The organism is Thermodesulfobacteriota bacterium (assembly GCA_040755095.1).
Classification (GTDB): domain Bacteria; phylum Desulfobacterota; class Desulfobulbia; order Desulfobulbales; family JBFMBH01; genus JBFMBH01.
The window spans coordinates 1-21,892 of record JBFMBH010000041.1; the positions used below are offsets into that span (position 1 = coordinate 1).

Here is a 21,892-nt window from a genome sequence, read left to right on the forward strand (position 1 = left end):
GCCGGGCGATCGTGGGCGGCATCATCGCCGGGGTCGTCTCCGATGAGAACGGCGACACCTTCTTCGCCGGATTCATGTACGGCGCCAATGTCGGGGTGATGGCGTACATGTACAATGACGCAAACCCAAAGCACAAAGCGGAGGAACTGCTCAAGAAGGCACTAGATACGGCAGGCTGTGTGGAAGCCATAAGGGATGCCGTCTCATGTGGGATTGACGAGCACGAATTGCTCTCCAAACTGGAGAAGCTTCCTCAGTGGTGTGAAGATATTATTGACTACTGCACCGGAGTAGCAATAGACAAGCCGATGCCGTTCCCAAGTGGAATTTGCGAGAAGTTCAACGCCCCCTCCTGTTCGGCGTGGATACTATCATGTGAAGGACCGACAGTACTCGACGCCTATCTCGCCAATCCTGTCCAATGTTCCTATCACATTTTCACAGTCTTTCGAGAGTGCAGAACGGTGCCATAACAGACCAGAGAGGTTACCGTGCTAGCGATGCGCATATTTCGTCTTGTTCTTGTCTGGATTCTTGCGTTGTTCAATCTGCCCGAGTTATCCTCAGCAAACGATGATATTGCATCAGTTTCCAGCCACGAAACTTCGGATGTCTGCGCGGAGTTTATATCACGGGTGCGCGAGGACCCTGACTCCATTACTTGTGATTATGCGGTAACATTATTGAATGGTCAACCAAATGGCGATATCCTGGATCCGTTAATACTTAGAATAGTTGCTGAATGCCATTTTCGGAGCGCCAGATATGGCGATGCAATTCGTCTACTAAAGATGTCACTTCGTGAAGATTTTCACTGCTTGCCATCCCGACCTCGAAAAAAGATTTTGATATTGGACGAAGCTGGCGTGCACTTCCAACTCAGCGAGATCTACTCTGTACTATCCAGGATAGACGACGCTAAAAGAGAGGAGCTTGTCGCGCTGGAGATGGCAAGAGCGGTTTACCCGGAGGAGACCCCCATGGAACTGATCTACCGCAAGGGCCTGCAGCCCAAGTCTCTTGTTGAGCGTAGAAAACTGGGCATCCCCCTGTGGAGCATAGTCGTGCCAGAGTGATCTCGGGTGGGGTGGGGGACGGGGGGGGCGCGGATAGGGGTAGGAGGAGCCGGTTGATTCCCGGCCCCCCTTCCTCCGAACCGTATGGGCGGATCTCCCGCGTACGGCTCTCCGGTCAGTGGGTTCCTCAGCGGGACTGTGGCAAGCGGCCGCATGGGCTGCGGTTAAGGTGAACAACCCATGAGCCACAAAGTAGGCGTTCGGCCAGCGCTGATGGTCTCGCCCTCGGCCCCGTCCTCGGCCTCCGCGGCGCTTGCGCAGAATGCTGCGCAGACGCATGCGGATCCAGCTGTCGAGGGGGCCAAAGGTTGTATGGTGGCTGTGTTTGTGAGGCCGACCGGCTGTCGCTCCGGTCTCACGGCGGCAGGAGGAGGGAGGCGGGACAGTCCCGAACCTGATGCCGCGGCCGGACCGCAAGACGAAAACCTTGCAGGCAGAAAACCCGGAGGGCTCCCCCCCGACCAACGTCCACACTCAATCCGCCAGGGTCTGGCGCACCAGGTCGCGGAACGCCGCCAGGGAGGCGATGGTCACCGCGCGTTTCAGCAGGGCCTGCAGCGCCGCCTCGGTCTCGATCTGCTCCAGGCTGCGGATCATGGCTTCCGGGACGGCCTCGAAGCGGGTCTCAAGAACCTCGATGACGCTCCGGCGCAGGGTACTGGTCCTCCCCTGGTGGAATCCTTGCTGAAGTCCCTGCTGGATCCCTTGCTGAAGTCCTTGCTGGATTCCCTGCTGAAGGCCGCGCTCCAGACCCCGCTGCTCCCAACGCTCGGCAAGTGTCGGCATGTCCATCCCTCCATCGGCAAGCGCGCCATCGATGGCGGCGCGAAAGGCCTCCTCCTCCACCTGCGGCGCGGCTGCGGCCACGTAGCGGAGCAGGGTTTCGACGTATTGGAGCCCAGTCTGGGAACGGGCCAAGTCGCGCATCAGGGCGAGAACCCCTGGCAGTCGGTCGCCCAGGTCGTGGGCAAAGATGTGCTTCGTGATCAAAAGGAAGCTGCGGAGCAGCACCTCGCCCCGGATCGCCTCGTCCGGCCAGCGGGCCAGATCCATGATCTCGTAGCGGAAGGATGGCCGGTACGCTCCCAGGGCCGCCGGCAGGTCGAACAACTCCCCGAAGTCAGGGGATGCGACCAGACGGGGCGGCCGTGGTAGTAGAGGAGCGGGATCACCGGCGGCAGCGGTCCGGGGCCGGAGATCGCCCGGTGCCGGCTCCAGATCTGGACCGCGTAGCGGAGCAGGTCCAGAGGCGGGCAGCCGCCGGGATGGCTGCGGTGCTCGAAGAGGATAGAGAGGTAGCCGGGCCGGCCATCGACCAGGTTGACCTGGTAGAGCGCAGGTCCGACAGGTGCTCGGCCAGCTGGGGATCGACGAAGCTGTCCTTCACCACGTCCAGGGAAGACAGGTCCAGACTGGCAACCACCGGCGGCGACAGATAGTTGGCGAGAAGGCCCGGGCGGTGGCCGGCCGGCCCAGCACCTCCTTGACGAAGCGGTCATGGGGATTGGCAACCTCGGTCATGGCCGTATCCTACGGGCCGACCGGGGGCTTGTCAACGCGGCCGGGCAAGGCGTTCGCCCTCCGGCGGGCCACCGAGCAGGCCCCCAATCCTATGCCGATGACCGGCTGGCCCGGCTCAGCCACGGCAGCGGCAGGATTGCAGGCGTTCTTCGCTTCGGGGGCCGCTGGCTGAAGATGCTGCGGCGGGGGGGGCACGGGGTCGGGCGGCGGAGGCTCAGGGGGTGGCGGGGGGAGGCAGCGGCTGCTTGCCGCCGCAGTCGTCCAGGCAGACGAAGGTGATGCGGGTGGAGAAGACCGGCTCCTCGGCGCCCAGTTGCAGGGCGTGGTTGAAGACCGTGACCCGGTAGGTGGCGGCGCTGGTGCCGGCCTGCTCCCGCTCCACCAGGAAGCGCAGCAGCGACCCTTCCTTGACCGAGCGCCTGAATTCCACCCGGTCGAGGCCAACGGTGACGAAGTTGCAGCCGGGATAGTCCAGGCTGGCGGCGATCCAGCCCACCTCGTCCACCCACTTGAGAAGATTGCCGCCGAACAGATAACCGTAGTGGTTGAGGTGCTCCGGCAAGACGAGCTTGTAGCTCTCCATGACCCCGCTCAGCCCCAGGTCGCCGGTCCGGCGTCCCACTCCGGGGCCGCAGGGGCCGCTTCGGCCGCCGGAGTGGCGGCGGCGAAGACGATACGGTTGCGGCCCTGGGCCTTGGCCTGGTAGAGGGCCGTGTCGGCGCTCTGCAGGAGGGCGGTAGCGCTCCGGCCGTGCTCCGGAAAGCTGGCGACACCGATGCTCACCGTCAGACCGGCCGCCGCCGCGCAGCCGTTGGCCGGCAGGCTGGCCCTGGCCACCCCCTGCCGGACCCGCTCCGCCACCGCCAGGGCCTCCCGGCGGCCAGCGGTGGGCAGGAGCAGACAGAACTCCTCGCCGCCGTAACGGGTCACCACGTCCATCTCCCGCACCGATTCCCGCAGCACCCCGGCCGTCACCCGCAGGGCCTCGTCCCCGGCCAGATGCCCGCAGCGGTCGTTGTAGCGCTTGAAATGGTCGATGTCCACCATGAGCACCGCCAGGGTGGAATCGCAGCGCTGGCTACGGCTGATCTCTTCGGTCATGCGCCGCTCCAGATAACGGCGGTTGTGGACCCCGGTGAGGGGGTCGGTGATGGACAGGTGCTCCAGGATCTGGCTGCCGGCCAGGGTGCGGCTGCGCTCGATCAGGGCCGAGGCGTGGCTGGCAAAGGCCGACAGCATCTGGCAGTCCAGGTCGGTGAAGATGCTTGGCCCCTCCTTGTCCGCCAGATTGAGCACCCCGGTGGTCCGATCCCGGAAGCGCAAGGGCAGGCTGACGAAGGATTTGCTGGTGAAGCGGGGTCGCCCGGGCCGGGCCAGCCGGGGGTCGGTCTCGATGTCCTCCACCAGCAGGGGCTGGCCGTCTGCCGCCACCCGGCCGGCAATGCCGCTGCCGATCGGGATGCGCAGGCCGTGCACCAGGCTGGGATTCATGCCTTTGACCGAGACAATGGCCAGGTCCCCGGCCTTCTGGTCCAGAAGCATCAGGGAGCCGCGGCTGGCCCCCACCAGCTCGGAGGCCATGTCCAGAACCTGGTGACAGAGCGTCTGCTGGTCGTCGGTGCAGTGCAGGTTGGCAAACATCGCCACCATGCTCTGCAGGCGCAAGCCCTGGTGGTGCAAGGCCGCTTCCCGCCGGAGCATCTCCAGCCGCTGGGCCAGCCGGCCGGCCACCAGCTCCACCAGCATGACCTCCTGGCGGCCCAGGGGACGGCCGGTGAGGACCAGCATGCCGGTTGGCCGGTGGTCGACCAGGAGCGGCACGCCGGTGGCAAGGCCCTGTTCGGGGAAGATCTCCCGGGCCAGTTGCTCGTCCACCGCCACCGATCCGGAGCCGGAATTGGGGAAGAGCCGGCTGACGATCTCGGCGCCCAGGGTCAGGGCCTGAGCCCCCTGGCCCCAGAGGTGGTGCAGGGTCAGGGGACCGCCAGGGACCGCCGGCAGGGCCAGGCCCACGCCATCCAGATCGAAGAGGATGCCCAGCCCCTCCCCCACCAGGCTCATGGTCTCGGCCTGGGAGCTGGCCCGATCGATATCCGCCGACAGCTTGACGATGGCCGGCAGCCGCTCGTGACCTGCCAGGGCCGGCAGCAGCGCCGCCGTCGGCCGGCCGGCCGCCGCAGCAGCGCTGCCGACTGTGCCGGCAGAAGGGGCCAGCTGGGCCAGTCTGGCGGCAAGCCGGCTGGCGGCCCGGGCCAGTCCCCGCTCGGTGGCCACCGGCAGGCGATTCAAGAGCTGCCGGAAGGCTGCTGGACGCAGATCCAAGCCAACGGCGATCTGGTCCGCCCGCCGGCGGTCGAGAAAGGGATCCCGCACCCCGGCGGCCACCACCGCCGCCGGCCCCAGACCGCCGGGCACCGGCACGGCAAAGGCCGGAAGACCCAGGGGGCAGCGCCCGGTGGCCGTACTGCCGGTGGCCAGGGCCGCCTGCACCAGGCCCCGCACCGCCGGCCAGCAGCGACTGGCGCAGGCCGTGCACTCGGCCAAGGCCGGACAGAGCCGCCAGCCCACTTCTCTGGCCGGCGCCTCCTCCGGGCCCGCCGGCAGCGCAGCCAAGGCGTAAGGAGCCAGGGCCTTGTCTCGCCGCACGCCGGCCAGCAGCTGCTCCGGAGAGAATGATGCGGAAGCGTCGCTCACGACAGACCGACCATTTGACGGAAGAGGGCAACCTTGTCCCGGCCCGGATGCTTGCCGCTGGCGGCCAGTCGCGGGTCAGGCCTTTCGGGGGGAGCCATGAAGGTCCATCCTCCTCAAGGTCCCTCCGGCGCCGGCAACAAGAAGTAGTGCCCCGGGCGGTTTCTAACTACCACGACCTCGCCCGATTGACAACGGCCTTGCTGCCCGGCGGCGGCCCACCCTGTTCCTTGACCGCTGGCCTGGCTATACTGAGGGTCTGCTCCATTCCACGCCATCGCGCGCCACCCGGCCGGAAAGACCAGCGCCAGCGCGGGGCCGCAGCATTCACCAGCATCAGGACCAGGGGAGACGGGACATGGACCTTTTCGCAGCACTGGGCGTTGACCATCCGGAAACAGCCACCATCGACTGGGAGCTGACCCCGGCTGACACCTTCGGCACCTTCGAAAGCTGGGGTGGCCGGGAGCGGGTGCGCAGCCTCCGGGAGCGGTTCTACTACTTCTACATCGACAACTGGCAGCAACCGGCCCAGCTGCGGCTCATGGAGCGGGGCATCAAGCATGCCCGGGTCCTGGCCATGATCCACGCGCCCCAGGACATGGTCGACCGCTGTGTGGCCAGCCAGGGCCGAGCCGGCAGCCAGGATCAGAGCTACGCCGTCGACGGGGCACTCAAGGACTGGCTGACCGCGCACCTGGTGGACCGCTACGAGGCTGGCCTGGTCACCCCGCTGGCCCCCGAGCCCGCGGCCCAGGAGGACAGCTGCCGGCTGCCGGCGGACGGCCCGCCCCTGCCGGCCGAGGAGCGGATCGCCCTGCCGGCGGTGCCATCAGCCCTGAGCGAGGAAGAGGTGGAGGCCCTGGTGCGGCGGTACGGCTTCTATGACCACGACCGGCAGCCGCAAGGCTCCTTCCCCAACCTGCTGGCGGACATCGGCTGCCGCGAGGCGATCGTCGACCAGCGCAGCGGTCTCATGTGGCTGCGGGGGGGCTGCGACCTGTGCGGCACCACCCAGATGGCCAGGCAGCTGGCGGCGGCCAACGCCCAGCGTCTGGCCGGCTTTGCCGACTGGCGGCTGCCTTCCCTGGCCGAGGCCATGTCCCTCTTGACGCCCGTAAAGAGCGCCGCCGGCCTGCATGTCCATCCCTGCTTCTCTGCCCAGCAGCCCTTCATCTTCACCGCCAACGGCCGGCGGCCGGGTGGCCAGTGGTTCGTGGACTTCCGCCACGGCCGGGCCTACTGGGCCTCCAGCACCAACCCGGGCGGCTACGGCCGCTTCTGCCGGACGCTCTAACGCCATGCCCCGGCCAAGCCCCATCCGGCGTAAGACCTCGCTGCTTTTCGTCTCCCCGTGGCTGCTCCTCGCCGCCCTCGCCCTGCTCGCCCTCATCATCGCGGTTTTTGCCATCCACAACCTCCAGCGGGAGCGGCGCCTGGTGGTCTCGAACCTGGTGCACCGGGGCCAGGCCCTGGCCCATTTCGTGGCCGCCGGCGCCCGGGCCGGCATGATGGGGATGCCGGGCGGTGCCGACCGCCTGCAGGATCTCATGGCCGAAGCGGCCACGGCACCGGACATCGAGTACCTGGCAGTGGTGGGGGAGGACGGCAAGGTGGTGGCCGCCAGCGCGGCCGAGCTGCTGGACACCGTTCTGGCCCGGGACTCGGCCAGTCTGGAGGAGGGGCCGGGGGGGGTGCGCTGGCACCTGCTGGACGGCCGCGGCGCCACCGGTCGGGTTCTGGAGGTGGTCTCGCCCTTCGATCCCTTCCGCCGGCCGCCGCCCCGGCAGGGACGGCGCTGGCGCCAACCCCTGGCCGGAGGCCCGGGCCCGCCGCCCGGGCCGCTGGACGGAGCGCCCGGTGCCAGCGGCTGGTGCCGCAACCTGCTGGAGCCGCCCCCCGGAGCCCCGGTCCGCTACCAGCTGCTGGTGGGGCTGGATCCTGCCGAGCTGGACCAGGTGCTGGCCGAGGATCGGCTGCAGATCGCCTTTCTGGGCCTGGCCCTGCTCCTGGTGGGGGCCGGCGGTCTCATCTCCCTGTGGGCAGTGCAGAGCTACCGCGTCAGCCAGGAGGCCCTGGCCTCGGTGCAGGCCTTCACCGCCCTCATCGTCAGCCGGCTGCCGGTGGGCATTGTGGCGGTGGACGGCCAGGGGCGGATCAACACCCTCAACCGGGTGGCAGAAGGGCTCTTCGGTCTGTCCGCCGCCGGGGCCCGGGGCCGGGCGCCGGCGGAGATCCTGCCGGCAGCTATCGCGCCGCTGCTCGCCACGCCCGGCAACGGCGAGGTCCTGGACCAGGAGCTGGTCCTGGCCGCCGCCACCGGCAAGACCCACTTCCTGGCCGCCTCGGCGGTGCCGGTCGTCAGCCCGGAAGGCGCGGCCATGGGCCGGGTCCTCCTGCTCCATGACCTCAGCGAGCTCAAGGAGCTGGAGGCCCGCCTGCGGCGGCACGACCGGCTGGCGGCCCTGGGGCGGATGGCCGCCGGCGTCGCCCACGAGGTCCGCAACCCGTTAAGCTCCATCAAGGGCTTTGCCACCTTCCTGGCCGGCAAGCTGCCCGCCGCCAGCCGCGAACAGGGCATCGCCGAGCTCCTGGCCTCCGAGGTCGAGCGCCTGGACCGCTCCATCGGCGCCCTCCTGGACTACACCCGGCCGCTGCCCCTCCGGCTGGAGGCGGTGGCCATGGCCCCTTTCCTGGACACCGCCCTGGCGCTCATGGCCTCGGATGCCGCCGAGCTGGGGGTGCGGATCGAGACCGCCTATGCCCCGGACCTGCCGGTGGTGCAGGCCGACCAGGACCGCCTGAAGCAGGTCTTCCTGAACCTGTTCCTGAACGCCCTGCAGGCGATGCCGGCCGGCGGCGTGCTGGCGGTGCAGGCCGCGGCCGGGCCACGAGGGGGCGTCGAGATCCGCGTGGCGGACACCGGCCCCGGCATCCCGGCACAGATCCTGGACCGGGTCATGGAGCCCTACGTCACCACCAAGGCCAACGGCACCGGCCTGGGCCTGGCCATCGCCAGCAAGATCGTCGAGGAGCACGGCGGCAGCCTGACCCTGGCCAACCGGCCGGAGGGCGGCGCCGAGGCCCGGCTGACCTTACCGGCTCAGCCTCCTGGTCCGGGGGCGGCCGAGAGCCGGCCGGGATGACGCCGGCCTGCCGGAAGCTCAGACATCGAGAAAGGGGTTCACCACGACCATGGCCCCATCGATGGTCTCCATCTGCCACCAGATCCAAGGCCCGATCTCGACGCCCCTCCTGCTGGTCGAGAAGATAAATGAACGGGCAGGCGGTGCGTGTCAAGACGGTTCAGGACTGCGTCACTTGGAGGTGAGGTTGGTGACCGGCTCCCAGTCGGCAGGGGGCGGGGTGGCCAGATGCTGGCTGGCCCGCTCGGCGTAGAGGCGGTAGAGGAGGCGGTCGTGGCGGCCGGCCAGCGCGGTGAAGCCGGCGGCGGCGGCCGCAAACTCCCGGCGGCCATAGGCAGCCAGAAGCTCGGCATGGACGGCCAGCTCCGCCCGGTCGTCGTCCGACAGCCGGGCCTCCTCCTCCACCAGCTCGAAGATGGTCACCGGCTCGCCCTTGCCCTTGACCCGCACCCGGTCCAGCTGCCGGAAGGCGAAGCCGCGGCCGGTCACCAGATCCCGGGTCGCCGCGCTGGCGATGATGCCGGTGCCATAGAGCTTGTTGACCCCCTCCAGCCGGGAGGCCAGGTTGACGGTGTCGCCCATGGCGGTGTAGTCGAAGCGCTGGTCCGAGCCCATGTTGCCCACCCGGGCCGGGCCGGAGTGGATGCCGACCCCGATGCCGATGGGCTTGAGCCCCCGGGCCTGCCACTCCCGGTTGAGCACCGGCAGGCGCCGGAGCATGGCCAGGGCTGCCTGGCAGGCATGGACCGCGTGCTCGGGGTCATCCTGGGGGGCGTTCCAGAAGGCCATGATGGCGTCGCCGATGAACTTGTCCACTGTGCCCCGCGCATCCAGGATCAGCTGGGTCATGGGGGTCAGGTATTCGTTGATGAACTGGCACAGCTCCTGGGGGGTCATCCCCTCGGAGATGGAGGTGAAGCCCCGGATGTCGGAGAAGAGGATGGTCATGGGCCGCTCCTCACCGGTCAAGGTGAGCCGCTCCGGATGCTGGAGCAGCTCGTGCACCACCGCTGGCGAGACATAATGGCCAAAGGCGCCCCGGATCTTCCGGGATTCCCGCTCCTTGAACACGAAGTTCAGGAAGGTGCCGCTGGTAAAAAGGCTCGCGGTGGTGAGCAGCGGATAGAGCATATCCAGAAGGAAGCCCCGGTGGGCGAAGAGCCAGTAGGAGGCGAAGCCCAGACCGGCGCTGGTGGCCAGGACCAGCACACCGCCGGGGATGGCGCCGATCCGGGGTAGGAGGATGATGAGCAGGAGGCTCACCACCGCCAGATACGCCTGCTCCAGCCCGGGAATCCAGTCCGGCCGCCGGAGATGGGCGCCGGTGAGGATGGTGTTGAGGGCATGGGCGTGGATCTCCACACCGGGAAAGATCTGGGCCGTGGGGGTGGCCCGGATGTCCATGAGCCCCGGGGCTGAGGTGCCCACGAGAACATAGGCCCCGGCGAAGACCTCCGGCGCCACCGTACCATCCAGGACGTCGACCAGCGACAGATACGGGAAGGAGAAGGCGGGACCGCAGTAACGGATGCGCATGGCGCCCTGCTCGTCGGTGGGAACGATGTGCTCGCCGATCTTCAGCTCGTACTTGACGCCGGAGCTGACCAGGCCCTTGCCGGTCTGGGCCAGCCTGAGGACCACCGTCGGCGAGCCGAGGCCGGTGGCCAGGGTCTCCAGCATCAGGCTGGGATAGATCTCCTGGCCGTAGGCCATGAGGAGCGGCACCTTGCGCACCAGGCCGTCGGTGTCCGGGAAGATGTTGAAGAAGCCGCTGGCCACCGCCGCCCCCTCCAACAGCGGCAGATTGGCGTCGGCATACAGGGCCTGGAAGAGCCAGGGGCTGGGGTCGAAACCCCGGACCGCGAAGCGGCCCGGCCGGGCCATGGGCTGGTTGGCGGTGGCCACGGCCTCGTCGAAGCCGAAGACGAAGCCCAGGACCGTGGGGCTGGCCAGAAGGGCGCCGGCCAGGGCCTGGTCGTGGTCGGGCAGGGCCTGAATCTCCGCCAGGGTGTCCGGGGTTGCCACCCCGGCGAGGCTGGCCGCCACCTCACGGGGGGAGGTGCGGTCCGGCTCGGCAAAGACGATGTCGAGGCCGACCGCCTTGGGGCCGCCGCTGGCGATGATGCGCAGGGTCTCGGCGAGAACGGTCCGCGGCCACGGCCACTGGCCCAGACCCGCCAGGCTCTTGGAGTCGATGTCGACGATGATGATGGGGGTGCCGGCGGGCTTGCCGGGCAGCCGGCGGAGCAAGAGATCGAAGCCCCGCTCCCGGAAGTCCTGCAGGAAGATCGGATCCGCCATGTGCAGCCAGAGCATGGCCGCGGCCAGGACGAGCCCCACCGCGCGGGGCAGGAGGCGGGCCCTGCCCAGGAAGGCCAGACGGGAAGCCATGACGGATCAACCCGGTGAGAGGGCCGGCTCAGTCCACCGGCGGCGGCTTGGGCACGGTGGGCGCTGTGGGCAGCGTCTCCTCCACCCGCGGCGGGATGACGGTGTTGAGCCGGTCCAGCTGTTCCGAGGTGGTGGTAGGGCTGAAGGTCGGGGTGCCACCATCGCCGGCCCCGCCGCCGGCATCCGAGCCATTGACGCCGCCCCAGCCGCCGACATTGCCGTCCTGGCCCTGGCCGGTGCCGGCACCGCCGCCCCCGTTGCCAGCGTCGCCACCGCCGGCAGCAGCATCGCCACCGGTACCAGCATCGCCACCGCCGTCGCCAGCGTCACCACCGCCGTCGCCAGCGTCACCCCCTGCGCCGGCATCGCCCCCGCCGGTGCCGCTGTCTCCGGACGGGCCACCGGCCGGCCCGCCGCCCGCCGGGCTCTGGATCTCGGTGGGCGCCAGGAGGCCGCGGATCTGGTCGATGCCGAACTGGACCGGCGGCGACGGCGGCTGCTGGGGGCCGGCCACCTCGACGCCGAAGCCGGCGATGGTCAGCCCCGTGGCACCGGCCTCGTTCTGGGCATAGATGCCCCGCTCCGCCCCTTGCAGGCCACCCAGGAAGAGCAGGGTCAGGGACTGCTGGGCGGGGTTGATGGAGCCCACCAGGTAGCAGCCGCGGATGCCGATGGTGGCGGCCGGCGTCTTCACCTGCACCCGATCCGGGTTGTGGCGGGAAATCTTGCCGGTGACCATACGGAAGGTACCCCGGGCCGCGTTGGCCAACAGCTCGCCGGCCGAGGATTGCGGATCGAAGACGAAGCGGTCGATCTTTACCGCGCTGTCCGGGCCGACGGTGAAGACCGTTTCGTCGAGGAAGAAGATCTGCACCTTGCCGGCCTGGCCGGTCTCGATGGTGTCGTTGGCCTCGATGGGGGCCCGGGGCGCCAGGGCGCGGCGCTGGCCATTCTCGGCCACCGCCGAGGCCTCCCCTTCCATGACCGCCACCCGCCCGACCAGGTCAGCGGCCAGGGCCGAGCCGGCAACGAGGAGACCGAGGACGACGACAAGGGGCAGGAGGTGGCGGGCGGGCGGCATGGTCTCTAGAATCTCCGGGTCAGGAGCAGGGTGGTCTGCCGGCGGGTGTAATCGTAGACATCCAGGGTCGAGGTGTTGCGGGTGTACTGGAAGGCCAGGGAGGCGGCCAGGTCCCACCAGGGCAACGGGGAAGCGAGGCTGGCCAGGGCCCGGTAGCGCTTGTCCGCCTGCAGCTCGGGGAAGCTGGGGTCCTGGGCGTCGTAGCGGACGTCCTGGAAGCCGAGCTGCAGGTAGCCGGTGAGGTCGGCCACCAGATGGGAGTAAAGGCCAATGGCGGCCTCCGGGCCGTCCCAGCTCTTGTGTCCGGCCCGGGCATCCTCCCGGGCCCAGCCCAGCCGCCACTGCACCATGTACCGGTTATCGCCCCAGAAGAGGCGGGGCGTCACCTGGATCGATCCGTAGGTCCCGTCCCGGTCGTCGTCCGCCGAGTAGGCCCTCTTCTGCAGCGCCGCCTCCCCGTTCAGGAACAGGCTGGAGGCCAGGCGCCAGGTGCCAGCCGGGGCGAGCCCATAGAACTGGGCATAGTCGTCGGAGCCGTAGGTGATGGCGTCGACGGTGACCGCCATCTCCAGGCGGCGATCCGGGATGACCTGGGCCGGGCCGGTGGCCAGGGAGAGGATCGCCAGGTCGAAGGCATGCTTGTCGTGGTAGAGGGTGCTGTTGACCCCGCCGTGGCTCTGCCAGACCCAAGAGTCCCCCCCGGCCAGGGCGTAGCGGTGGTCCAGGGCCAGGCCGAGCACAGTGCCCCAGTCGGCCTGGGGGCCCCCTTCTGCGGTCACCGGCACCGGTCCCAGGCTGGTGGTGACCACCCCGGCACCGGGGCCGGCGTTGGCGTTGGTGTCGTAGGTGAGGCCCAGCTGGCCGGAGAATTCCAGCTGATGCCGGCTCTGGCGGGCGGCCAGCTCGTCGAGGTAGCGAGCCACCGCCTGCTGCACCTCCGGCGGCGGCTGGGCGGCCAGGACCTTCTGAAACTCCTCTTCGGCCAGGGCATAGGCCTTGAGCTCGAAATAGGCCTTGGCCAGCTCGTAGCGGCTGCGGGGCTGGTTGGGATCCAGCATCAGGATCCGCTCGAAGGTGGCGGCGGCGTTCTCATAGAGTCCCAGCTCCATGGCCAGGCGGCCCAGTTCGAAGTTGAGGCCCAGGTGGGTGGGCTCCTCCAGCACCGCCTGCCACAACAGATCGTAGGCCGCGGCGCCCTGCCCGGCGGCGGCCAGATCCCTGGCCCTTCCGAGAGCTACGCCTGGCGCCTCGGCCCAGGTCTGGACCGGAGAGAAGCCGCCTGCCAGGGTGGCGGCAAAGACGAGATACAGCAGGCCGTGGCGGGAGAGACGCGACCCCATGCGTGGGCCTCCGGGGGTAAGGGGCTTGGGGCGGGACGAAGCCTTCATCTCTTTTAGTGAATACCGAGGAAAAAAGCAACGCCCGAGGCGGCTCCGCCACAGGCTCGTTGTCATTTGCCGGCCGGCGGCTATACTCTGCCGGAGACCTTTGCCGCAAGGAGCGGGTCGCCGGGCCGTGACCCGGCCGCCCTCCCCCACCTGCCCATGATCCTTGTCGCCACCGCCACCGGGCTGGAGATGGAGCCCCTTTTGTCCCGCCTGGATGCCGTCTCCGGGCTGGAGCCTTTTTGTGTCGGCATGGGGCCGGTGGAGGCGGCGGCCCGCCTGGCCCGGCATCTGGCCAGCCTTCCCGCCCTGCCCGCCGCCCTCCTGCTGGTCGGGGTCGGCGGCGCCTACCCGGACAGCGGCCTGGGGATCGGCGATCTGGCCGTGGCCGCCACCGAGGTCCTGGCCGACACCGGCGTCCGGCTGCGGGACCGGCTGGAGCCCTTCGATGAGAGCCGCCTGCCGCTGTGCACCCGCTTCCGCCTCGACCCGGAGCTTGGCCGCCAGGCCGCGGCAATCCTGGCCCGGGCCGGCCGACCCTGCCCGGCCGCCGCCTTTGCCACGGTGGCCGCGACCAGCGGCACCACCGCCGCCGGGCTTGCCATCCGGGACCAGTTCCGGGTGGCGGTGGAGAACATGGAAGGGGCGGCGGTGGCCCGGGTCTGCCAGCTCTTCGGCGTGCCCCTCGTGGAGCTGCGGGCCATGAGCAACCTGGTGCAGGACCGGGACCAGGCGTCCTGGGACCTGCCTGCTGCCTGTCTGAAGGCCGCGGAGGCCGGCGCCCTGGTAGCGGCGGCCCTGGCCGGCCATGGAGACCTGCCGCTGTGAGCAGCCACCCCGTAAGCCTGGCCTTCTCCCCCTGCCCCAACGACACCTTCATCTTCCACGGCCTGGCCCACGGCCTCCTGCCGCCGGGCAGCCCGGCCTTCACCCCGCCTGTGCTCGCCGATGTGGAGACCCTGAACACCTGGGCACTGGCCGGCCGCTTCGATGTCACCAAGCTCTCCTGCCACGCCCTGGGCCTGGTCCTGGACCAGTATGTTCTGCTGGAGGCGGGTGCCGCCCTGGGCCGGGGCTGCGGCCCCCTGGTGGTGGCCCGGGAAAGGCTTGAGCGGGCCGGGCTGGCCCGGTTGACCGTGGCCATCCCCGGCCGCCTGACCACCGCCGCCCTGCTCTTCGGACTCTGGGCCCCGGAGGCCAAGCGCCTGGTGGCCATGCCCTTCTCGGAGATCATGCCTGCCGTGGCCGCGGGCCGGGTGGACGCCGGGGTGATCATCCACGAGGGACGCTTCACCTTTCCGGATTACGGGCTGCAGGCGGTGGCCGACCTGGGCGCCTGGTGGGAGGAAGAATCCGGCCAGCCCATTCCCCTGGGCGGGATCGCTGCTCGCCGCTCCCTGGGCGCCCCCCTCATTGCGGCCATCGATGCCGCGGTGCGCGCCAGCGTCCGCCTGGCGCAGGACACCCCCGGTGCCACCAGCGCGTACGTCCGGGCCCACGCCCAGGAGCTGGCCGCGCCGGTCATCGCCCAGCATATCGCCCTGTATGTCAACGACTTCTCCCTGAACCTGGGCGCCACTGGCCGGGCCGCGGTGCGGCATTTCCTGGCGCGCGGCCGGGCGGTTGGGCTGTTGCCCGATCAGCCGGGGGCGTCCGGCCAGCCCCTCTTCGTCTCCGAGCTGCGCCCGGACGGGGAGCCCGCCTGCCCGGCCGGGCACAATCCCGGTTGACAATCCCCGGGGCCGTCCTTTATAGTCGGCCAATTCCCCATCAGCCCACTGCGTTTCCGGCTCCTGACCCCGGGCAGGGCCGGTGCCGGTCCCGGCCTCGCCGCCTGGTGCGGTCGAGGCCGTTTCGTTGGCTCCCGGCGCGGGGACCGGCAGGCGGGCTGATCCTCCTGCGGGACGGGCCGCACGAGGCTGCCGGCCAGCCCTGGCCCCCTGTTCCTGCCAATCGAGCAGCCGAGTCTTTTCTTTAAGGATGTGTCCCATGAAGGTTACAGGTGCCCAGGCGTTCATCAAGTGTCTGGAGGAGCAGCGGATCGACACCATCTTCGGGTTTCCCGGCGGCGCGGTGATCGATCTGTATGACGAGCTGACGCGGTCCAGCATCAACCATGTGCTGGTCCGCCACGAGCAGGCAGCGGTGCATGCCGCCGACGCCTACGCCCGGGTGCGGGGCGACGTCGGCGTGGCCCTGGTGACCTCCGGCCCCGGTGCCACCAACACCGTGACCGGCATCGCCTCGGCCTACATGGACTCCATCCCCATCGTCGTCTTCACCGGTCAGGTGCCCACCCGCCTCATTGGCAACGACGCCTTCCAGGAGGTGGACATCGTCGGCATCACCCGGCCCTGCACCAAGCACAACTATCTGGTGAAGGAGGGCAAGGACCTCATCCCCACCATCCGGGAGGCCTTCCACATCGCCCGCACGGGCCGTCCCGGGCCGGTGCTCGTGGACCTGCCCAAGGACGTGGTGGCGGCGAGCCTGGAATGGATCGAGCCCAAGCCCATCCGGATGCGGACCTACCGCCCCAACTACGAGCCCCATCCCGGCCAGGTGGAGAAGGCCTGCCGGGCGATCCAGAAGGCCAAGCGGCCGGTGATCTATGCCGGCGGCGGGGTCATCCATGCCAACGCCCATGAGGAGCTGACCGAGCTGGCCCTGCGGCATCGGATCCCGGTGACCATGACCCTCATGGGCCTGGGCGGCTTCCCGGGCAGCCATGCCCTGTCCCTGGGCATGCTGGGTATGCACGGCACCTACTACGCCAACATGGCGGTGGCCAACTGCGACCTCCTCATCGCCGTGGGCTCCCGGTTCGACGATCGGGTGACCGGCCGCATCGACGCCTTCGCCCCCCATGCCAAGATCATCCACATCGACATCGACCCCACCTCCATCAGCAAGAACGTGCGGGTGCACATCCCCATCGTCGCCGACTGCAAGCACGCGCTCACCGCGATCAACTCCTGGTTCGTGCGCCACCACGAGGAGATTGCCGCCGACCTCGAGCCGGTGCGCCTGGATCCCTGGCACGCCCAGATCACCGAATGGCGGCAGAAGCATCCGTTGGGCTTTGCCCAGGACAGCGAGGTCATCAAGCCCCAGTTCGTGGTCCAGAAGCTCCACGAGCTCACCCGCGGCGAGGCGATCATCACCACCGAGGTGGGGCAGAACCAGATGTGGGCGGCCCAGTTCTACCTGTTCGACAAGCCCCGGCACTTCATGACCTCCGGCGGCCTGGGGGTGATGGGCTACGGCTTTCCGGCCGCCATCGGCGCCCAGCTCGCGGCACCGGACCGGGTGGTCATCGACATCGCCGGTGACGGCTCCCTGCAGATGAACATCCAGGAGCTGGCCACCGCGGTCCAGAACCGGGCGCCGGTGAAGATCGCCCTTCTGAACAACAACTATCTGGGCATGGTCCGCCAGTGGCAGGAGCTCTTCTACGGCAAGCGGTACTCCCAGACCGATCTGTCGGTAGCGCCGGACTTCTGCGCCCTGGCCCGGGCGTACGGGGCGGTGGGGCTCCGGGCCACCAAGCCCAGCGAGGTGGAGCCGGTCATCCGGGAGGCCCTGGCCACGGACAACGTGGTCATCATGGACTTCGTCATCTCCCGGGAGGAGGGGGTTTACCCCATGGTGCCGGCCGGCAAGGCCACCACCGAGATGCTGCTCGTGTAGATAGCCAAAGAGGACAGGGCATGCGACACACGATATCCGTTCTGCTGCAGAACAAGCCCGGGGTGCTCTCCCGGGTGACCGGCCTTTTTTCCGGTCGTGGGTTCAACATCGAAAGCCTGTGCGTTGCCGAGACGGTGGATCCCGAGATCTCCTGCCTCACCCTGGTCTCCACCGGGGACGACCAGATCATCGAGCAGATCACCAAGCAGCTCCACAAGCTCATCGATGTCATCAAGGTGACCGATGTCACCGAGGGTGAGTATGTGGAGCGGGAGATGGCCCTCATCCGGGTCAAGGCCGAATCCCATACCCGGGCCGAGGTCCTGCGGGTGATCGACATCTTCCGGGGCAAGGTGGTGGACGTAAGCCCCCGGAGCTATGCCGTGGAGATCACCGGCTCCAAGTCCAAGATGCAGGCGGTCATCGATATCCTGCGGCCCATCGGCATCCAGGAGATCGTGCGCACCGGCGTCATCGCCATGCCCCGGGCCAAGAAGACCTGAAAGGATCCGGGCGGGCGAGGCGACGGGAGACGGCGGCATTTTCGATGGTTGCGCCCCAGGTGCCGGTAGCCCGGGAGGGCTATCCCTTCATCGGCTTTGCCGCCTTCGCCACGGTGGTGGCCGCCCTGGTCGGCCACGAGCTGCTGGCGTGGGGCGGGGTGGCGGTCACCGGCTTTGTCCTCTTCTTCTTCCGGGATCCGGAGCGGGTGGGGCCGGAGGCGGTGGATGCCCTGGTGGCACCGGCGGACGGCCAGGTGATCGCCATCGACCAGCTCTACGACGAGCGCTACCTCGGGGACCACGCCTACCGGGTCAGCATCTTCATGAACCTGTTCAGCGTCCACGTCAACCGGATACCCTTTGCCGGGCGGGTGACGGGGGTGCGCTACCGGCCTGGCGCCTTTCTGGCCGCGGATGCCGGCCGCGCCGCCCTGGCGAACGAGTCCTGTGCCACCTTGCTCGCCACCGCCGGGGGGCGCCAGCTGGCCGTGGTGCAGATCGCCGGCCTGGTGGCCAGGCGGATCGTCTGCTGGTGCCGCAAGGGCGACCAGGTGGAGCGGGGCCAGCGGTTTGGGCTCATCCGCTTCGGCTCCCGGGTCGACCTCTACCTGCCCCTCCAGACGCAGCTGGCGGTGGAGGTGGGCCAGCAGGTGCGGGCCGGCGAGACCCTCCTGGGCCATCTGTCCTGATGGCCGCGTCCGGCCGCTCTGCGTCCCGTGGCCTCCCGCCGCCAGCGCTTGCAAGCCGCGGCTTTTCTTTCCGAGGGAACATGCTATAGTAGGTAGCTTGCTGGGCCGGCCCCCAGCCCAGCCGCAGCTCCCTCCGGGGGACGAGGCCAGGGCTTATGGCCGTGCCGGTGCACCGCCTGCCGGTTCCGGGCGATCCCGGGGCCAAGGCCTGCCGCCTCACCCTGCCGCCAAGGAGGCCTGACCATGCGCTACCGCCGCCGTCCGAAGAGCAATGTCCCGCCGCGCAAGGGCTTCTTCCTGCTGCCATCCCTGTTCACCACCGCCAGCCTGCTCTCCGGCTTCTTCGCCATTGTGGCGGCAATCCGTGGTGATTTCCACGAGGCGGCCCTGGCCATCCTGGTCTCCGGGGTCTTCGACGGCCTGGACGGCCGGATTGCCCGCCTGACCAACACCACCAGCAAGTTCGGCATGGAGTACGACTCCCTGTGCGACCTGGTGGCCTTCGGCGTCGCCCCGGCCATCCTCGCCTATCTCTGGGCCCTGGCCCCGTATGGCCGCTTCGGCTGGCTGGCCGCCTTCCTCTACGTGGCCACCACCGCCCTGCGCCTGGCCCGCTTCAACACCCTGCCGCCGGCGACCGACGGCTCGTTTCTGGGCCTGCCCTGCCCCGCCGCCGCCGGCACCGTGGCCACCTCGGTGCTGTTCTGCGGCTTTCTGGGCAAAGGCGGCGCCGTGCAGAACATCCTGGTCCTGGCCATGGTCTATTTCCTGTCCTATTTCATGGTCAGCACCTTCCGGTACCTGAGCTTCAAGAACCAGGCCGCCCAGGGCAAGAAGCCCTTCCCGGTGCTGGTGGCGATGGTGCTCATCGTCATGGTGCTGGCCACCGAGCCCCAGGTGACCCTGTTTGGCCTTGCCGCCCTCTACGTGCTGTCCGGGCCGGCCCTCGCCATCTACCACTGGCTGGCCCACGGCAAAGACGAGCCGGCCGGGACGCTTACGATCGGCGAATCCAAGGGAGGGAGCCATGGCTAGCGACAGGATCATCATCTTCGATACCACCCTGCGGGACGGCGAGCAGTCGCCCGGGGCCAGCATGAACATGCAGGAGAAGCTGCGGCTGGCCCAGCAGCTGGAAAGGCTTAACGTGGACGTCATCGAGGCCGGCTTTCCGGTGGCCTCGGCCGGGGATTTCGCCTGCGTCAAGGCCATCGCCGACGGGGTGCGGGGGGTGCAGGTGGCGGCCCTGGCCCGGGCGAGCGAAAAGGATATCGACCGCGCCTGGGAGGCCCTGGCCGGTGCCGCGGCGCCGCGCATCCACACCTTCCTGGCCACCTCGGACATCCACCTGCGCCACAAGCTCAAGAAGAGCCGGGAGGAGGTCTTGGCCATGGCCCAGGCGGCGGTGCGCCACGCCGCCCGCTACACGAGCAATGTCGAGTTCTCCGCCGAGGACGCCTCCCGGAGTGATCTCGACTTCGTCTGCCAGGTCTTTGCCGCTGTCATCGAGGCCGGGGCCACCACCCTCAATTTCCCGGACACCACCGGCTACGCCATGCCGGCGGAATTCGGCGCCAAGATCGGCTACCTCATGGAGCACGTGCCCAACATCCACCGGGCAGTGCTGTCGGTCCACTGCCACAACGACCTGGGCCTGGCGGTGGCCAACTCCCTGGCCGCGGTGGCGGCGGGGGCCCGCCAGGTGGAGTGCACGGTGAACGGCATCGGCGAGCGGGCCGGCAACACCGCCCTGGAAGAGGTGGTGATGGCCATCCGCACCCGGGCGGATCTGTGGCCGGTGCACACCGGGATCGCCACCGAGCACATCTACCCCACCAGCCGGATGGTGACCACCATCACCGGCCTGGTGGTGCAGCCCAACAAGGCGGTGGTGGGCGCCAACGCCTTTGCCCACGAGTCCGGCATCCACCAGGACGGGGTCCTGAAGGAGCGCACAACCTACGAGATCATGAACCCGGCCGACATCGGGCTCACCAAGGGCAGCCTGGTTTTGGGCAAGCATTCCGGCCGCCACGCCCTGAAAGACCGTACCCGGGAGCTGGGCTACCGCCTCACCGACGAGGAGGTGGACCGGGTGTTCGTGCGCTTCAAGGACCTGGCGGACAAGAAGAAGGAGATGTTCGACGAGGACCTGGAGGCGATCCTCATGGACGAGGTGTTCCGGATCCCGGACACCTACCGCCTCCTCTCCCTGGGCGTGATGAGCGGCTCCGGCGTCCTGCCCACCGCTGCGGTCTGCCTGGAGGTGGGTGGCCAGGAGCACCGGGCCTCGGCCATCGGCGTCGGCCCCATCGATGCAGCCTTCCGGGCCATTGCCGAGATCACCGCCACGGCCAGCCGGCTCCTTTTCTTCTCGGTGAGCTCCATCACCGGCGGCACCGACGCCCAGGGCGAGGTGACGGTACGGCTGGCCCTGGACGGCCGCTCGGTCATCGGCCAGGGCTCGGACCCGGACATCATCACCGCTGCGGCCAAGGCCTACCTCAATGGCCTCAACCGCATGGAGTACCTCAAAAGGGAGATGAACCGCAGCCTGGTCTCCCTGTGATCCGCGCCACTTTGCCCGCTGTCCGGCCGGACGGCGGGATTTTTTTGCAACCTTCAGCCGGCAAACTGAGGAAGGAAGACCCATGGCAACGAAGACTTACAACATCGCGGTGATTGGCGGCGACGGTACCGGCCCGGAGGTGGTGGCCGAAGGCGTGAAGGTTCTTAGGACCGCGGCCGCCAAGTTCGGCTTTGACCTGAGCCTCACCGACTACGACTACGGCGGCGACCGCTACCTGCGCACCGGCGAGGTGCTGCCGGCCGACGCCGTGGAGCGGCTGTCCGGGCACCAGGCCATCTTTCTGGGCGCCATCGGCCACCCGGACGTCAAGCCAGGCATCCTGGAGAAGGGCATCCTCCTCCATCTCCGGTTCGCCCTGGACCAGTACATCAACCTGCGGCCGGTGATCCTCTACCCGGGCGTCGACACCCCCCTCAAGAACAAGGGGCCGGCGGACATCGATTTCGTGGTGGTGCGGGAGAACACCGAGGGCCTGTATGCTGGCGCCGGCGGTGTGCTCCGGAAGGGCACCCCGGACGAGGTGGCGGTGCAGGAGTCCATCAACACCCGGAAAGGGGCCGAGCGCTGCATCCGTTTTGCCTTCGAGTACGCCCGCCGGCGCAACAAGAGGAAGAAGGTGACCCTGTGCGGCAAGACCAATGTCCTCACCTTCGCCTTCGACCTCTGGGAACGAGCGTTCTATGAGGTGGCCAAGGAGTACCCGGACATCCAAACCGACTATGCCCACGTGGACGCCACCTGCATGTGGATGGTCAAGAACCCGGAATGGTTCGACGTCATCGTCACCGACAACATGTTCGGTGACATCATCACCGACCTGGGGGCCATGATCCAGGGCGGCATGGGCATTGCCGCCGGCGGCAACATCAACCCCCAGGGGGTGAGCATGTTCGAGCCCATCGGCGGCTCGGCGCCCAAGTACACGGGCAAGAACGTCATCAACCCCCTGGCCGCCATCGGCGCCGCCCAGATGATGCTGGACTTCCTGGGCGAGACGGCGGCGGCCGCCGCGGTGGAGAGCGCCATCAAGAAGGTGGTGGCCGAGGACCTCAAAAGCCTGGCTGCCGGCCGCATGGGCTACGGCACCCGGGAGGTGGGGGATCTGGTGGCCCAGGCGGTGTAAGGGGGT

The 21,892-nt window shown here is 68.8% G+C and carries 18 protein-coding genes; 12 read left to right on the plus strand and 6 right to left on the minus strand.

The features are described 5' to 3' along the window. The coding region (locus AB1634_08200; protein MEW6219502.1) for a hypothetical protein at positions 1-473 on the plus strand (473 nt) is incomplete at its 5' end. A gap of 18 nt (positions 474-491) precedes the next feature. Continuing rightward, entirely contained in the window at positions 492-1,076 is a 585-nt protein-coding gene (locus AB1634_08205) for a hypothetical protein (GenBank protein ID MEW6219503.1), read from the plus strand. Positions 1,077-2,062: 986 nt separating this feature from the next. Here the strand turns inward: AB1634_08205 and AB1634_08210 are convergent. The 3 genes from AB1634_08210 to AB1634_08220 form a co-directional block, all read right to left on the minus strand. Further along, positions 2,063-2,395 (minus strand): Rpn family recombination-promoting nuclease/putative transposase, encoded by a 333-nt coding sequence (locus AB1634_08210; protein ID MEW6219504.1) that lies wholly within the window; start codon positions 2,393-2,395, stop codon positions 2,063-2,065. Between the two features lie 416 nt (positions 2,396-2,811). Further along, entirely contained in the window at positions 2,812-3,180 is a 369-nt protein-coding gene (locus tag AB1634_08215) for an acyl-CoA thioesterase (GenBank protein MEW6219505.1), read from the minus strand. An 8-nt stretch (positions 3,181-3,188) separates the two neighbouring features. Further along, positions 3,189-5,291 (minus strand): sensor domain-containing diguanylate cyclase, encoded by a 2,103-nt coding sequence (locus AB1634_08220; GenBank protein ID MEW6219506.1) that lies wholly within the window; start codon positions 5,289-5,291, stop codon positions 3,189-3,191. Positions 5,292-5,646: 355 nt separating this feature from the next. Here AB1634_08220 and AB1634_08225 point away from each other — a divergent pair, with 355 nt between their 5' ends. Continuing rightward, on the plus strand, positions 5,647-6,585 hold the full coding sequence (locus AB1634_08225) for a DUF1566 domain-containing protein (GenBank protein MEW6219507.1): 939 nt from the start codon (positions 5,647-5,649) through the stop codon (positions 6,583-6,585). A 4-nt stretch (positions 6,586-6,589) separates the two neighbouring features. After that, positions 6,590-8,434 (plus strand): ATP-binding protein, encoded by a 1,845-nt coding sequence (locus AB1634_08230; protein ID MEW6219508.1) that lies wholly within the window; start codon positions 6,590-6,592, stop codon positions 8,432-8,434. A 171-nt stretch (positions 8,435-8,605) separates the two neighbouring features. Here AB1634_08230 and AB1634_08235 read toward each other — a convergent pair whose 3' ends face one another. From AB1634_08235 to AB1634_08245, 3 genes are read right to left on the minus strand one after another with little or no spacing between them, the layout of a single operon-like run. Beyond that, positions 8,606-10,825, minus strand: a complete 2,220-nt coding sequence (locus AB1634_08235; protein MEW6219509.1) for an adenylate/guanylate cyclase domain-containing protein — start codon at positions 10,823-10,825, stop codon at positions 8,606-8,608. Positions 10,826-10,853: 28 nt separating this feature from the next. Beyond that, positions 10,854-11,906, minus strand: coding sequence for a FecR domain-containing protein (locus AB1634_08240; GenBank protein ID MEW6219510.1), 1,053 nt, complete (start codon positions 11,904-11,906; stop codon positions 10,854-10,856). 5 nt (positions 11,907-11,911) lie between these two features. Next, a complete protein-coding gene (locus AB1634_08245; GenBank protein ID MEW6219511.1) occupies positions 11,912-13,246 on the minus strand; it encodes a porin family protein in 1,335 nt (444 codons plus the stop codon). A gap of 204 nt (positions 13,247-13,450) precedes the next feature. Here AB1634_08245 and mqnB point away from each other — a divergent pair, with 204 nt between their 5' ends. From mqnB to AB1634_08285, 8 genes are all read left to right on the plus strand, one after another. After that, complete coding sequence (gene mqnB, locus AB1634_08250) at positions 13,451-14,119, plus strand: futalosine hydrolase (protein ID MEW6219512.1); 669 nt, start codon at positions 13,451-13,453, stop codon at positions 14,117-14,119. Then, a complete protein-coding gene (locus AB1634_08255; protein ID MEW6219513.1) occupies positions 14,116-15,021 on the plus strand; it encodes a 1,4-dihydroxy-6-naphthoate synthase in 906 nt (301 codons plus the stop codon). The genes mqnB and AB1634_08255 overlap by 4 nt, the downstream gene beginning before the upstream one ends. A 259-nt stretch (positions 15,022-15,280) precedes the next feature. Beyond that, entirely contained in the window at positions 15,281-16,981 is a 1,701-nt protein-coding gene (ilvB, locus tag AB1634_08260; GenBank protein MEW6219514.1) for a biosynthetic-type acetolactate synthase large subunit, read from the plus strand. 20 nt (positions 16,982-17,001) lie between these two features. Continuing rightward, positions 17,002-17,484, plus strand: coding sequence for an acetolactate synthase small subunit (gene ilvN, locus AB1634_08265; GenBank protein ID MEW6219515.1), 483 nt, complete (start codon positions 17,002-17,004; stop codon positions 17,482-17,484). A gap of 44 nt (positions 17,485-17,528) precedes the next feature. Beyond that, positions 17,529-18,173, plus strand: coding sequence for a phosphatidylserine decarboxylase family protein (locus AB1634_08270; protein ID MEW6219516.1), 645 nt, complete (start codon positions 17,529-17,531; stop codon positions 18,171-18,173). A gap of 243 nt (positions 18,174-18,416) precedes the next feature. After that, complete coding sequence (pssA, locus tag AB1634_08275; GenBank protein MEW6219517.1) at positions 18,417-19,208, plus strand: CDP-diacylglycerol--serine O-phosphatidyltransferase; 792 nt, start codon at positions 18,417-18,419, stop codon at positions 19,206-19,208. Continuing rightward, positions 19,201-20,742, plus strand: coding sequence for a 2-isopropylmalate synthase (locus AB1634_08280; GenBank protein ID MEW6219518.1), 1,542 nt, complete (start codon positions 19,201-19,203; stop codon positions 20,740-20,742). The genes pssA and AB1634_08280 overlap by 8 nt, the downstream gene beginning before the upstream one ends. Positions 20,743-20,824: 82 nt before the next feature. Further along, positions 20,825-21,886 carry a 3-isopropylmalate dehydrogenase gene (locus tag AB1634_08285; protein ID MEW6219519.1) on the plus strand — a complete coding sequence of 354 codons (1,062 nt, stop codon included), beginning with the start codon at positions 20,825-20,827 and terminating at the stop codon, positions 21,884-21,886. The last annotated feature ends 6 nt before the right edge of the window (positions 21,887-21,892 follow it).